The following is a 13,036-nucleotide window of genomic DNA, read 5'->3' as shown; positions in this document are numbered from 1 at the left end:
CTAAACATTCTTATAATTAAAAAAGGCTTCAATTGAATTTGAAGCCTTTTTTGTTCATTATTGTATAAAACAAATTTCTAAAATTTTCTTCTATCAGTTTTCATCCTCTATTTCTAAGTAATAAGCAATTGGCTTATCGTTTATGTAGACATCTTTTAAAACAGCCTTCCCGTTTTTAATAGCAACCAAAGCGTATGTTTGATTTAGAGTATCTCGACGTCTGTTATATTTTCTGTAAATATCTTCTGCAGGTTTTGCTTTAGTTTCTTCCATATAAAACCTATCGAAAGGTAACTCAAAATTAACAGTATTTGAATTACCATAATTCCAACGGACTTTAGTCTCAACATAATCTCTATCTATATCTTTCTTTTCTTTACTTACACTATGAACCTTAGCATAACCAAGACTATCATTTTCTAGATAAACAAAAATCGTTTCTCCACGTTTCCAAATTGAATCGTTGGTTTTGGCAGAATTCATTTCATAGTTTAAAGTGATGTATTTTCCTCTAAATGGATCATTAGGGTCAACAGGTCGTGTTTTAAACTTGTAGGTTATTCCTGTTTTTAAAACATCTTCCCTATCTAAAATCATTTTTGCTGGCACAAATAATTGTAAAACCGCAACCACTACGAATAGTATAAAAATGTGTATCGTTTTCATGTGTTTTAAATTTAAGGTTTAACGATTTAATTCTTTCTTCTTTTTAAGCATTATATAGTTGGTTAAGAAGAATCCAAATCCGACAGCAACGAAAAGAAGCCCTTTAACCTCAAAACGTATATCTATATCAAAAAAACGACAGACTATAACTGCGGTTACAATCAACAGTCCATAATTAAGCACACTAAAACGAAATGTATCTGCACCTATTTTTATTGCTGAAAGTCCCATAACCAAAAGTAAAATATTGGTTAAAACAGTAGCTGCAATGGCATTTGCTACACCTATAAAGAAGATTATTGCAACTATTAAAAAAACATACTGAAACAGGTTGAAACTTTCATTTTTTTCATTCTTTTTAGAATAGAGTAACACCACAAATGCCACTATCAGTAAAACAGTCGCAATTAGCATTTCTTGAGTATTTATTGCTATTGAAGCTCTTTTTACAAGGTCTTCCCAAATAATATTGAAAGATAGAATCGTCAACAAAACCACAGAGCCCAAGGAGCCTATGACGGTAAAACTATTTCTTCTTAATTGTTGATCTTTGTAAATCGGTGTTTTTCCAATATTATAAAAAACACCGAACAGCATGGCATACATTAAAAAGCCTACTGGCCAATTGCTGTTAATAAAAGTACCTAATACAATAGTTAAACTTAAAACATAAAGCCAATTGAAAATGGATGTTGAATTTGCTAGAGGCGATGTTTTTAACAGCTTTAAATAAAATGGTAGTGTTGCCAAAATAAAAACCAAATACATCCAAGGAGTGCTGTCCTTATAACCAAAATCGTATCCTAGTTCGCACGCGTAATAACTTGCAAATACAATAACTAAAATTGATACTGCCTTAGATTTGAGCAGGTAAATTAAGGGTAATGCCAGCACTATCCATGTAAATAAAAAACTACCTAAATCACCTGGTATATTATAAATCTGACTTACTAGTGCGATGGAAGCTCCAATAGCAAAAAAGAGAAACGTTCCTGAAGATTCTTTCCACGCCTGACTTTTCTTTTTAAGAATTGTAAATCCTGAAATAATTTGACCAATAACCAGTGGTAAAAATGCAAAACATGTTTTTATGCTTCTTGAAAAATTATCCCAATTGTGTGCCAGTATTAAGATAATTCCCAAACCTACCAATGTAGCACCCAAAACGCCAAATACTGTAAATAGTCTATTGGGCTGGTTATCTTCCTTCGATTTGTAATACGCTGAGATATTTGACGCAACTTCTTGAGAAATTATATTGTTCTCTAAAAGTTCTGATATATCGTTTAATAGTTTTGATTTCATGATATTTAAATTTATCCATGAGGAAATATTAGCAGATTTAGAGCAATTAGTATTAAAGCCATAATTATAAAAGCTTTCTTTTTCATGTTTTCACTTTTCTTCTTTTTGTAATATAATGAATAAACTATTGTCATTATCACACTAACTAAAACAAGAAAGGGAATTGTAATTACTATTATTAAAGAAGCTCCACCACCTTGAACTGGAAGAATTTCTAAAAGTGGAATAGTTAAAAATCCTAATAGGATTAGTATTATACTTTTTATATAATCTGATTTCATTTCTTTTTTAATTTAAAACCTCGCAGCTCTAAACCAATCTGCGAGGTTTTGGGTTACTAACTAACCAATCATCAAAACAAAAAAATCATATATACGATGATACCTTCAGCAATACCTGTAACGATAGACATGCCTAAAATGTCCTTTATTTTGCTTCGAAGAAAAAATACAGTACTCAGTATCGCAATTATACCTGCCAACAGAATTTCTAAAGCATCAATCCTAGATAACAACAAGGTTATTCCTGTAAAGGATGCTGTTATCCCTAAGGTTATTAACCCGAACTTGATAATCTCTTTTTTAGTGTAATTACCCTCTATAAAACCTTTTCTTAAATCCCTTAAGACGGAAAGCACAAACAGTAAAGGAACAACTGATAAAAAAGGCGCAAAGATGACTTTAATGCCTTTTACAACGCTTAAGTTATTATAGAAGAAAAATGCTATAGCTGTAAAAGCAAGTAATCCGGTGACAATAATAGTCTGAAATGTAAAAAGCAACTCTCTCTTACTTACATTAGTCTGTTTTTTTGGTGTTTTAATGATATTCATAATATTAAAATTTGATGATTGTACATTTAGTTTTAAGCAGATAAAAAGAACATATGAATTGCTAAAGCCATAAGCACTCCGCTTAATATGCCATTGGCTTTTAAATTGTTATACAATAAAAAATTAAATACGTAAGAACTTATTGATGTAGAGTTTATAAGATGAGCAAGAATCAATGCATCTTCGAGTTTCTTATGGGTTAGAAATTCTAAAGCTTGCATTAGCAATAGCACAACTACAACAGAAACTGCTAATAAAATAGTTGCTGGTTTTTGGTTTTTCGCTTTGTACTCATCAGAGTTTACAGGCATAAAATGTTCAATAACAATAAATCTTGTAAAGAACAGTATTGGTATTGGAAACAAAATAGATCCTATAATCTTTACGACATCTTTAAAGGTTTTTATTTCATCATATCCCAAAAAGACCAGATAAATAAAAACTACTACTGATATTCCTACAGTAATGAAGAAAGCCATATTTAAGCTCTTTTCCCTCATTTTAGTATCTCAAAATATTTGAACTGTTTACAGTGTTGTTAGCTAAAAATTCTACATTCTGATTATAGGCATCAATTAAATAACCAGATATGGTCTGCGAATACACAGCTATTAAACCTAGAACGCTAAAAAAAAGACCTGCCCAAATACGCTCTGCTTTAGTAAAATTAGATTTAGATTTCATAATACTTTGTTTTAATGATTACGAGACAAATTTTGAATAAATCTAACGCACATAAAAACTAATATCACACAATTTATGACGATATAATTTTATATTTATTTCATTTTTATACTATATTTATTGATAATATTATATTTTTTAATGACGATTAAATGATAGCATTAAAATCAATCATAGATGCCTTTAGCGTAGAAGATCAACTAAAATTCACCGCTTACCTTCAACAAAAAAACAAGCGTAAGGACACAAAGAATATTGAATTGTTTAGGTTAATGACAAAACCTGAATCAGATTCTAAATCCATTTGTTATCAGCTATATAAAGTTGATAATTGCAATGCATATCACGCTTTAAGGAAACGTCTTTTTCAATCTTTAATCGATTTCACTGCCAATAAAAATCTGGAAGACGAGAATTCAATAGATATGCAGATTATTAAATACATACTTGCATCTCGCACTTATCTGCTTCAAAAAAACTATGAGATTGCCTACAAAATTCTGGATAAGGCAGAACGTTTGGCAGACGAACATTTACTCTTTCCAATTCTTAATGAAATCTACCATACCAAGATTCAGTACGCACCAAATTATCAAAAAATAAACCTAGACAACCTCATCCTTAAGCAAAAAGAGAATAGAAAAAAGCATATTCTGGAGGATCAGTTGAATATTGTTTACGCTCAACTAAAGTCTGTATTAAATTCTATGAGCTACCAAGGAAAAGCCATTAATTTTGAAGCAGAACTAGAATCTATTCTTCAAGATTACGACATTGAATTGAGTGAATCACTTTCCTTTAAATCCTTATATCAAATTTTGGCGATTGCTAATATCTCTGCATTGGCTACAAATCGATATTATGAAATTGAAAATTTTGTTTTAAAAAGCTATAACATCCTAAAAGACAAAAAGGATACAGAGAAGCAGTTGTTTTACCAAATACAAATCGTTTATATTATTGCAAATACGCTCTTTAGAAATAAAAAATTTGAAGCTTCATTAAGCTATATTAAAGAAATGGAAGAACTGATGAAGCTAAAAAAAGGAACCTACCAAAAAGAGTTTATACTTAAGAAAACCTTAGTAGAAGCCCTAAACTACAATTACCTAAATAATCAGAATAAAGCCATAGACATTGCTGAACAGGTCATTAAGAAAAAACATAGCGACATAGAGGCGCTTTTAGATTTACATCTTTCTCTTTTAATGTTTCACTTTCAGAAAGAAGATTTTTCAAAAGCAAAATCTGTACTTGCAAAATTTTATCACACAGACCAATATTATATTGAAAAAGCTGGTATAGATTGGGTAATTAAAAAAAATCTTGCTGAAATTTTACTTTACATAGAATTGAATGAAGACGACCTATTCTATTCTAGATTAAAAAGTTTTAAACGCAAATACACATCTTACCTAAAGCAAATTAATCAAACCAGAATATTAAGCTTTGTTAACTATGCCGAACGTTTGTATCAAAAACCCGAAATTATGATAAATACTGATTTTTCGTTAAAATTAAAATCGACTTTTGAATCGAACACGATACACAAAGAAGACATTTTCGTCATAAGTTTTTATGCTTGGCTAAAGAATAAAACAGAAGATAATTCACTCTACAACACAACATTAAATCTTATAAATTCTTAGTACTGTGCGGACAGCATCTTAAAAATCACTATTTTTAAAGTTCTAAATCTTATATCAATTAAAGATGAAAAAATTAATTTTAATCCTTCTATCGTTTGTAGCATTTAATCTTGGTGCCCAAGAAAAAATTGAAATTAAAAGAGAGACAACTGAGAAAGACCAACAAAAGTTGACCCAAAATGACAACCCAAAAGTATTGGCTAAAACTGAAACTTATAGGTTATCCAAACAACTTAATCTTTCGTCTGAGCAACAAGGAAGAGTTTATGATATTTATCTAGATCATTTCCAAGAAGAACTTGAAAGCAAGCAGAAAATTAAAAAATTGATTGATTCAAAAAACGAGGAAAATAAAGAGGAAATCAAACAAAAAATTGCCAAACACAAAAGCAACAACAGAGAGACCTTAGACTCTAAACTCAAAGATGTTCTAACTCAAGAGCAATTTAAGAGTTATCAAGAAAACACTAAGGTTAAGCATAAAACCAAACAGAAAAAGTTAAGAACAAAGAATTAATTTGTTCTACACAAGAATAAATACCAAAGGTTTAAATAAAATTATTATTTTAGTAACCTGATTTAACTAAACAATCCATAATGAAAAAGATATTTACTTTAGGCTTATTTGTTTTTGCAATGTTTTTAGGAACTGGGTCTTTAATGGCACAATCCAACAAAATTGAAGTAAACAAAAAAGCATCTGAACAAACTGAAGCACTTGCAAAAGTCATTAAATGTGATAACAATCAAAAAGATCAAGTTTATTTAGCCTTACAAGAGTTTACTCAAGCTACACTAGATCTAAAAAATGCTTCAGTTGTAAAGGAAGGTGCTGTTGAAAAAATAAAGACACTTCTAGACACTAAAATGCAAGACATTTTAAATGAAACACAATACGAACGCTACGAAGCTTTCTATGAAGAAAATTTAAAAACCCTATAGCTTTTCTATTAGATATGAAAACAAAAAAAAGCTTCGCAATGCGAAGCTTTTTTATTATAACTCTTTTGCAACTTCCTCAACAGCTGCAATGGTTTCATTTAAATCTTGATAGGTTAAGGCATCTGTGATAAACCAGCTTTCAAAAGCACTCGGAGCAATATAAATCCCCTTGTTTAACATGCCATGAAAGAATTTCTTAAAAGTATTATTATTCCCCTTGGCAGCACTTTCAAAATCCACAACTGGCTCATCAGAAAAATGAACAGAAATCATTGAGCCTATTCTATTGATACTATGTGTTACATTATTTTTATTTAAAGCCTCAGTAATACCATTATGAAGGTATTTTGTTTTCTCCTCTAGCCTATTCATTAGACCTTTGTCTGCATTAATTGCCTTAAGCATCGCCAATCCTGCTGCCATCGCCAAAGGATTACCACTTAAAGTCCCAGCCTGATATACAGGCCCTAAAGGCGCCAAATGATTCATTATCTCGTTTCTTGCAGCAAAGGCTCCAACAGGCAAACCACCACCTACTACTTTACCAAAACACACGATATCTGCATCTACCCCTTTTAACTCCTGAACCCCTCCTTTAGCAAGTCTAAAACCTGTCATCACTTCATCAAAAATCAACAGCATATTATTAGCATCACAAACTGCTTTTAAGCCTTCTAAAAAGCCTTCAACTGGAGGAATACACCCCATATTACCAGCCACCGGTTCTACAATGATAGCAGCAATTTCATCTTTATTTGCTTCAACTAATGATTTTACATTTTCAATATCATTATACCTTGCCAAAAGAGTATCCTTAGCAGTACCTTGAGTTACTCCAGGACTATTTGGTGTACCAAAAGTAACTGCACCACTACCTGCTGCAATTAAGAACGAATCGCTATGACCATGATAGCAGCCAGCAAATTTTATAATTTTATCTTTTTTAGTAAAACCTCGTGCTAAACGAATAGCGCTCATACAGGCTTCTGTCCCAGAATTCACAAAACGAATTTTATCAATATTAGGCACCATAGAGACTGCTAATTCAGCAATTTCTGTTTCTAAAGCGGTTGGCATTCCATAAGAGGTTCCTTCTTTTGTTTTTTCAATTACAGCTTCTACAACCGGAGGGAAAGCATGACCTAATAACATTGGCCCCCAAGAATTAATATAATCTATAAAACGATTTCTATCTTCGTCATAGACGTAAGCGCCTTTTGCTGATTTTGCAAAAATTGGCGTACCTCCTACAGCTTTAAATGCTCGTACTGGCGAGTTTACTCCACCTGGTATAACGTTCTGTGCCTCTTTAAACAAAGCACTACTTCTTTGATATAACATATTTAATTTGGAATCTTTAATTCTTGACCGATAGCCAAGGTATTAGAACTTAATCTATTCATACTTTTTATAGCATCTACAGTGGTATTATAGCGTTTTGACAAGGAGTATAACGTATCACCTTTGGCGACAATATGTATGGTTGTTCCGCTATTGACTCTTACAATTTTAATACTGTCTTCTTTTGAACCCAGAACTTCCTGATCGTATTTATAAAGTTTGTAACGCTCAATTAAGCTAATAAGTTTATCAGGATATTTTCTATCAGTGGCATAACCCGCTTTTTTTAAGCCTCTTGCCCAACCTTTATAATCATCTTGTTCTAATTTGAAAAGATCAGAATAGCGACCTCTTCCAGTCAAAAATTTTGAATGGTCTTCATAAGAAGATTTTGCCTCTCTATATTTTCTAAAACATTCTTGAGAACGGTCATCATCGTGATAGATTTTTGCACCTGTCCAACCATGACATTTTATACCAAAATGATTATTCGCCTTTACCGCAAGTCTACCCTTACCAGATGCAGACTCAAGAATTCCTTGTGCTAATGTAATACTTGCAGGAATCTTATATTTTCGCATTTCCTCTTTAGCAATATCAGCATAAGTTGCTATATACACAGCCGTAGATGTTGGAGGCTTAACCTCTGCCTCTATCTCTGGGGTTTTAACTTCATCAGTTTTTTCATTTTTTGTCACCTCTACTGTTTCTGTCTTTTCTTTCTGTTGTTTTTTCTTAGTCACAATACCTTTTTTTGGTCCACATGAAAACGCAACTATAGCAAAAACTAAGATTACATATTTTAGATTAGTTTTTATTTTATTTGAGGCCATCCTTTTTGTTTCAATTTTATATTCATCCCTTCTATTCCTTGCAAACCACCTGTGTGTATCGCTAGTATTTTTGCGTCTTCTGGGAAAAACTGTTTTTCCATCAAATCAAAAACACCAAACATCATTTTACCTGTATAAATAGGATCTAGAGGGATCTGATATTTCTTTTTAAAGTCATTAATAAACGTGATTAATTCAGGCTTTATTTTTCCATAACCACCAAAATGGTAATCCGTTATTAAATCCCAATTATCCTTTTTTGCAAATTTACGAATATCCTCTCGGATAAAATCACCTTTCAATGCCGGAAAACCTAATATTTTCTGATGTGGCTTTGCAGAATTTATTAATCCAGAAATCGTGCCACCTGTGCCGACACAACAACAAATAAAATCAAAATCACTATCATCTTCATTCAAAATTTCTTCACAACCTTTTACTGCTAGTTGATTAGTACCGCCTTCAGGAATTAAGTAAAAATCACCAAACTCTGTTTTAAGATTTTCAACAAAGTCTTTATCTGACTTGTTCCTGTATGTTTCTCTATCAATGAATTTAAATTGCATTCCACAATCTTCAGCAAACCTTAAAGTAGGATTAGAATCTACTTTATTCACCAACTCCTCGCCTCTTATAACACCAATAGTTTTGAATCCATATAATTTACCTGCGTAAGCAGTTGCAGCAATATGGTTAGAATAAGCTCCTCCAAAAGTTAAGAGCAAATCTTTATGTAGTGCTTTAGCTTTTTGAAGATTGTATTTGAGTTTTCTATACTTATTTCCAGATATAAAAGGGTGAATAAGATACTCAGGCTTTACAAACAACTGATTATCAATACTAATATTACTGAATTCTAATTTTATCAACCGAACACCTATTTTTCTAACATTTTCATTATTAAAATGTTAAATTAATTTTATTTTTTTTACATTTACCCATAATCCCTACATAATCTGCTATTTATAATATATTATCCGCTTTATATAGGATAATTATGTGTTAACCTTTCTTCATGTTAACCAGCCAAATTTATGTGGTTGCTAATGAGACAACTACTAATGGAATATGTATTTACTAGAAAGCCATAAAACTAGTAATTCTAATATTAACGTTATTGCTGATGAAGAAATTTTTACTCGCTCCGATTTTTATATTTTTATGCTTCACAACCAGCGTCATTGCGCAGTGTCCTTCCTTTGGAACTGATCAATGTACAACTGCTGCACCAAACGTAGTAGGAAATTCTATTATTTGCACACCAGCCCTAAATGATGGTGGTAGACGAAATTTTAGGGTAACAAACATGATTGCCAATGCCACGTATAGAGTGTCAAATTGTGGATCTGGTGTTGATACACAAATGACTATAAGAACTGCAGCTGGTGCTTTTATGGATTATAATGATGATGGTGGACCTGCTTGTACAGGAACTGCAGCTTCAATTGACTTTATCCCACCTGCTACTGGTGATTATCGCATCCAACTAAACAGATATAATTGTCAAACTAGTGGCTTCCTTGATAACGGCGATATTACTGTAACGCTAATTGCAGATCCACCACCTCCAGTAACTAACGATGAATGCTCTGGTGCAACAGCTCTAACTGTTAATGCTGACTTAAATTGTGGTGTAACTACGGCAGGAACTACTTTAGGTGCAACAGCATCACCTCAAGCTGATGATGTTACTGGAACACCTAACAATGATGTTTGGTACAGTTTTATTGCAACTGACACAGCCCATGTAGTTTCATTACTCAATGTTGTTTTGGTTAATGGCAGTACAGATATGGGCATTGGTGTTTATGATGGGACTTTGGGCTGTAGTGCACTGACTTTTGTGGATGATAGCGACCCTAATACTCTAAATTTAACAGGATTAACCATAGGAAATCTTTATTACGTTAGGGTTTATGGTTGGTTTAGCGACTCTTCTGATGCTGCTAATTTTGATGTTTGTGTGGGAACTGATTCGCCTTGTGTACTACCAGCACCTATAACTGCAGCAGCTTGCCCAGCTGTTGATGTTACACCAGATTCTGCTACTGTTGGTTCATGTGGTTCTGGCTCGGGTCCTGTCGACTTAACCGCAGCATATACAGATCTTGGAGACACCTCTGATTATGATGTTGATTTAATTACATGGGACCAAACCGTATTCGACACTTTTGCCGCAGCAGCCACAAACAATGTTGCACTTTCATCTGATGACAGATGGTCTAACCTCGCTTACAATATACCTTTTGACTTTTGTTTTTATGGTAATTCTGTTTCCCAGTTTGTTGTTGGTGCTAATGGCGCCATATCTTTTGATTCTAGTCTAGCTAATACAGGTTCTGGATTTTCATTTAGTGATAATCTACCCAGTACTACTGGCGCATTATTTGAAAACACTATTTATGGAGTTTATCATGATATCGATCCGAGTGTTGGTGGTACAATAAGTTTTGGTACCACTAATGCAAATGGCTGCAATGCTTTAGTTATTCTTTGGGACGATATTCCAATGTGGGATAATGGTAATTTTGGCTCAAATACCAAGCGTCATACAGCAATGATGGTATTATATGAAAATACAAATATTGTTGAAGTTCATATTGAAGAGAAAGTAATTGACGATGGACCATGGAATGGCGGTAATGCTATCGTTGGTATACAAAATCCGGGAGCAACAGCTGCAGTTGTAGCTCCTTGCAGAAATGGCTTAGACACTAATTGGGCAACGACCAATGAAGTATGGCGCTTTACACCATCTGGCGGTAGCTCTATCGCTACTTTACAATGGTTGGTAGACGGAACCTTAGACTCAACATACAATGGACAAACAACTATAAGCGTTAACCCTACATCTACTACTACATATACTGCACAAGTAACTTACAATCTATGTAATGCTAGTACATTAGTTATTACAGACGATGTTATTGTCTCCACTGGCAGTGCAAAAATTTGGGACGGATCACAACCAAACGATAATTGGATGGATCCTCTTAACTGGTCAGATGATGCAATACCAACACCTGCAGACTGTGTTATTATTCCAAACACAGGAAATGATCCCGTAATTTATACTGGAAGCGATGGAGACGGACTCAATCTAACTATTGAAAATGGCGCTACCTTAACACAACAGCCAAACTCTACATTAACTATTGTAAATTTTATAGATGTTGAAACTGGCGGTACATACAATATGGATGATAGTTCTAGTCTCGTTCAAGTTGATGATGTAGCTAACACTGTCGATGGTACTTTTACTATGAACAGAAACACCAACATTAGAGTTAATGACTATGTATATTGGTCTTCCCCAGTTATTAGTTTCAATATTGAAAATATATCTCCTGGAACGCCGAATGGATACAAATACGAATGGATTCCTACTTTATTTCAAGGTATTGGACCACCTGGCAATATGGTTTTTGGCGAATGGCAAGGATATAATACTGGCGTAATGGATATTGGTAAGGGTTACATCGTAAAGGGTCCTACAGGACACACAGCAACTCCTTCAAACTATACAGCCACCTTCTCTGGGACACCTAACAATGGTACAATAGTACAGCCTATAGAGAGAGGTACTTACACAGGTATAAATTACTTTTACAACCCTTATGGAAATGATCTCCTGTTAGTAACTAGTGACGATGATAATTGGAATCTTGTTGGTAATCCATATCCTTCGGCTATTAATGCTATAGACTTTTTAACTCACACCAATAATGGTAATATCTCAGGAAGTGTTTATTTATGGACACACGGAACAGATATTGGAGCAGGAAACACAGACCCATTTTATGATGATTACGTCTATAACTACAACGTAGCCGATTATGTTGCCTACAATTCAAGTGGAGCATCTACACCACTAGGGTTTAACGGCAACATTGGTGCTGGACAAGGATTCTTCGTATTAATGACTGATACTGCTACTACGAATGAAACAGTGACCTTCGATAATACTATGAGAAGTAGTGCTTATGCAAATAATCAGTTTTATAGAACGAGTAATCCATCTAACATGGATAGCTCGGCCGCCAATAGAATATGGTTAGATTATGTGAATCCTTCTGGTCAAACTAGTACAACTTTGGTAGCTTATGTAGACGGAGCTACAAATGATGAAGACCGAATGTATGATGCCCATACAACTACAGGAAATGGGCTAGATCTTTATTCTTTGATAGATGAAAAAGAATTTCTTATACAAGGACGTCAATTACCTTTTGATGCTAATGACCAAGTACCTCTTGGCCTTAACATCGCAGAATCTGGCATTCACACGATAGCAATTAACACATTACAGGGATTATTTAATGATAGCAATCAGGATATTTTTATTGAAGATTTACTAAATGATACAATTCACAACATTAAGGAATCCCCTTATTCGTTCACAAGCGAAATAGGAATTATAAATGATCGATTTGTTTTAAGGTTTACCAATTCAACGCTTGGGCTAGAAGACTTTGACACCTTGAGTGGTGTAATAGTTTTTGAAGACAATGAAAAAATAACCGTGAAATCAGATTACGGAACCATTGCATCAATAGATGTATATGATGTGCTCGGAAGAACATTATACTCTAATAAAACGGTTAATGTTAACAGGTTCTCTATTGAACCTATTTTGCCTAAAAATGCCACTCTATTGCTGAAAATTAAACTAACAGATGGCAAACAAAAAGTAGCTAAGATTATTTTTTAAAGTACTTTACAAAACTCCAAAAAGACCTCTTTTTTAGGTAACTGAGGTCTTTTTCATTTAAATAAGCCTCACG

13 protein-coding genes are annotated in these 13,036 nt (G+C 33.3%); 4 read left to right on the top strand and 9 right to left on the bottom strand.

Going from position 1 to position 13,036, the window contains the following annotated elements; translation table 11 throughout:
* Positions 1 to 93: 93 nt before the first annotated feature.
* The 6 genes from FC091_RS04345 to FC091_RS04320 all read right to left on the bottom strand — a co-directional run bounded on the left by FC091_RS04345 (position 94) and on the right by FC091_RS04320 (position 3,487).
* Positions 94 to 666 carry a GDYXXLXY domain-containing protein gene (locus FC091_RS04345; protein WP_138433038.1) on the bottom strand — a complete coding sequence of 191 codons (573 nt, stop codon included), beginning with the start codon at positions 664 to 666 and terminating at the stop codon, positions 94 to 96.
* Positions 667 to 684: 18 nt separating this feature from the next.
* The gene (locus FC091_RS04340) at positions 685 to 1,971 is read right to left on the bottom strand and encodes a DUF2157 domain-containing protein (protein ID WP_138433037.1); all 1,287 of its coding nucleotides are present in this window, start codon (positions 1,969 to 1,971) and stop codon (positions 685 to 687) included.
* An 11-nt stretch (positions 1,972 to 1,982) separates the two neighbouring features.
* The gene (locus FC091_RS04335; RefSeq protein ID WP_076620173.1) at positions 1,983 to 2,252 is read right to left on the bottom strand and encodes a hypothetical protein; all 270 of its coding nucleotides are present in this window, start codon (positions 2,250 to 2,252) and stop codon (positions 1,983 to 1,985) included.
* A gap of 71 nt (positions 2,253 to 2,323) precedes the next feature.
* Positions 2,324 to 2,803 carry a hypothetical protein gene (locus tag FC091_RS04330; RefSeq protein ID WP_138433036.1) on the bottom strand — a complete coding sequence of 160 codons (480 nt, stop codon included), beginning with the start codon at positions 2,801 to 2,803 and terminating at the stop codon, positions 2,324 to 2,326.
* Positions 2,804 to 2,835: 32 nt separating this feature from the next.
* Positions 2,836 to 3,282: a hypothetical protein gene (locus FC091_RS04325; protein ID WP_138433035.1), complete on the bottom strand. Its 447-nt coding sequence runs from the start codon at positions 3,280 to 3,282 to the stop codon at positions 2,836 to 2,838.
* A 22-nt stretch (positions 3,283 to 3,304) separates the two neighbouring features.
* Positions 3,305 to 3,487, bottom strand: coding sequence for a hypothetical protein (locus FC091_RS04320; protein ID WP_076620167.1), 183 nt, complete (start codon positions 3,485 to 3,487; stop codon positions 3,305 to 3,307).
* A gap of 152 nt (positions 3,488 to 3,639) precedes the next feature.
* Here FC091_RS04320 and FC091_RS04315 point away from each other — a divergent pair, with 152 nt between their 5' ends.
* The 3 genes from FC091_RS04315 (at position 3,640) to FC091_RS04305 (ending at position 6,078) form a co-directional block, all read left to right on the top strand.
* Entirely contained in the window at positions 3,640 to 5,136 is a 1,497-nt protein-coding gene (locus tag FC091_RS04315; protein ID WP_138433034.1) for a hypothetical protein, read from the top strand.
* A 64-nt stretch (positions 5,137 to 5,200) separates the two neighbouring features.
* The gene (locus tag FC091_RS04310) at positions 5,201 to 5,653 is read left to right on the top strand and encodes a hypothetical protein (protein ID WP_138433033.1); all 453 of its coding nucleotides are present in this window, start codon (positions 5,201 to 5,203) and stop codon (positions 5,651 to 5,653) included.
* Positions 5,654 to 5,733: 80 nt separating this feature from the next.
* A complete protein-coding gene (locus FC091_RS04305) occupies positions 5,734 to 6,078 on the top strand; it encodes a hypothetical protein (RefSeq protein WP_138433032.1) in 345 nt (114 codons plus the stop codon).
* A 54-nt stretch (positions 6,079 to 6,132) separates the two neighbouring features.
* On the opposite strand, the gene hemL is transcribed toward FC091_RS04305, so the two are convergent.
* Genes hemL through FC091_RS04290 form a run of 3 tightly spaced genes read right to left on the bottom strand, consistent with a single transcriptional unit; the run spans position 6,133 to position 9,121 of the window.
* Entirely contained in the window at positions 6,133 to 7,419 is a 1,287-nt protein-coding gene (gene hemL, locus FC091_RS04300; RefSeq protein WP_138433031.1) for a glutamate-1-semialdehyde 2,1-aminomutase, read from the bottom strand.
* A 2-nt stretch (positions 7,420 to 7,421) separates the two neighbouring features.
* Positions 7,422 to 8,252: a glucosaminidase domain-containing protein gene (locus FC091_RS04295; protein ID WP_138433030.1), complete on the bottom strand. Its 831-nt coding sequence runs from the start codon at positions 8,250 to 8,252 to the stop codon at positions 7,422 to 7,424.
* Positions 8,234 to 9,121, bottom strand: coding sequence for a 1-aminocyclopropane-1-carboxylate deaminase/D-cysteine desulfhydrase (locus FC091_RS04290; RefSeq protein ID WP_246035792.1), 888 nt, complete (start codon positions 9,119 to 9,121; stop codon positions 8,234 to 8,236). The genes FC091_RS04295 and FC091_RS04290 overlap by 19 nt, the downstream gene beginning before the upstream one ends.
* A 254-nt stretch (positions 9,122 to 9,375) precedes the next feature.
* On the opposite strand from FC091_RS04290, the gene FC091_RS04285 reads away from it, so the two are divergent.
* Entirely contained in the window at positions 9,376 to 12,963 is a 3,588-nt protein-coding gene (locus FC091_RS04285; protein ID WP_138433028.1) for a T9SS sorting signal type C domain-containing protein, read from the top strand.
* Positions 12,964 to 13,036: the final 73 nt, after the last annotated feature.

The organism is Winogradskyella algicola (assembly GCF_005869935.1).
Lineage (GTDB): Bacteria > Bacteroidota > Bacteroidia > Flavobacteriales > Flavobacteriaceae > Winogradskyella > Winogradskyella algicola.
Note: the sequence above shows the minus strand (reverse complement) of the source record. Positions and strands in the feature narration are given on the sequence as shown.

What these genes read in the sequence shown, in the direction of transcription:
- FC091_RS04345 (WP_138433038.1), bottom strand. Translation starts at nt 666, where the DNA reads ATGAAAACGATACACATTTTTATACTATTCGTAGTGGTTGCGGTTTTA.
- FC091_RS04340 (WP_138433037.1), bottom strand. Translation starts at nt 1,971, where the DNA reads ATGAAATCAAAACTATTAAACGATATATCAGAACTTTTAGAGAACAAT.
- FC091_RS04335 (WP_076620173.1), bottom strand. Translation starts at nt 2,252, where the DNA reads ATGAAATCAGATTATATAAAAAGTATAATACTAATCCTATTAGGATTT.
- FC091_RS04330 (WP_138433036.1), bottom strand. Translation starts at nt 2,803, where the DNA reads ATGAATATCATTAAAACACCAAAAAAACAGACTAATGTAAGTAAGAGA.
- FC091_RS04325 (WP_138433035.1), bottom strand. Translation starts at nt 3,282, where the DNA reads ATGGCTTTCTTCATTACTGTAGGAATATCAGTAGTAGTTTTTATTTAT.
- FC091_RS04320 (WP_076620167.1), bottom strand. Translation starts at nt 3,487, where the DNA reads ATGAAATCTAAATCTAATTTTACTAAAGCAGAGCGTATTTGGGCAGGT.
- FC091_RS04315 (WP_138433034.1), top strand. Translation starts at nt 3,640, where the DNA reads ATGATAGCATTAAAATCAATCATAGATGCCTTTAGCGTAGAAGATCAA.
- FC091_RS04310 (WP_138433033.1), top strand. Translation starts at nt 5,201, where the DNA reads ATGAAAAAATTAATTTTAATCCTTCTATCGTTTGTAGCATTTAATCTT.
- FC091_RS04305 (WP_138433032.1), top strand. Translation starts at nt 5,734, where the DNA reads ATGAAAAAGATATTTACTTTAGGCTTATTTGTTTTTGCAATGTTTTTA.
- hemL (WP_138433031.1), bottom strand. Translation starts at nt 7,419, where the DNA reads ATGTTATATCAAAGAAGTAGTGCTTTGTTTAAAGAGGCACAGAACGTT.
- FC091_RS04295 (WP_138433030.1), bottom strand. Translation starts at nt 8,252, where the DNA reads ATGGCCTCAAATAAAATAAAAACTAATCTAAAATATGTAATCTTAGTT.
- FC091_RS04285 (WP_138433028.1), top strand. Translation starts at nt 9,376, where the DNA reads ATGAAGAAATTTTTACTCGCTCCGATTTTTATATTTTTATGCTTCACA.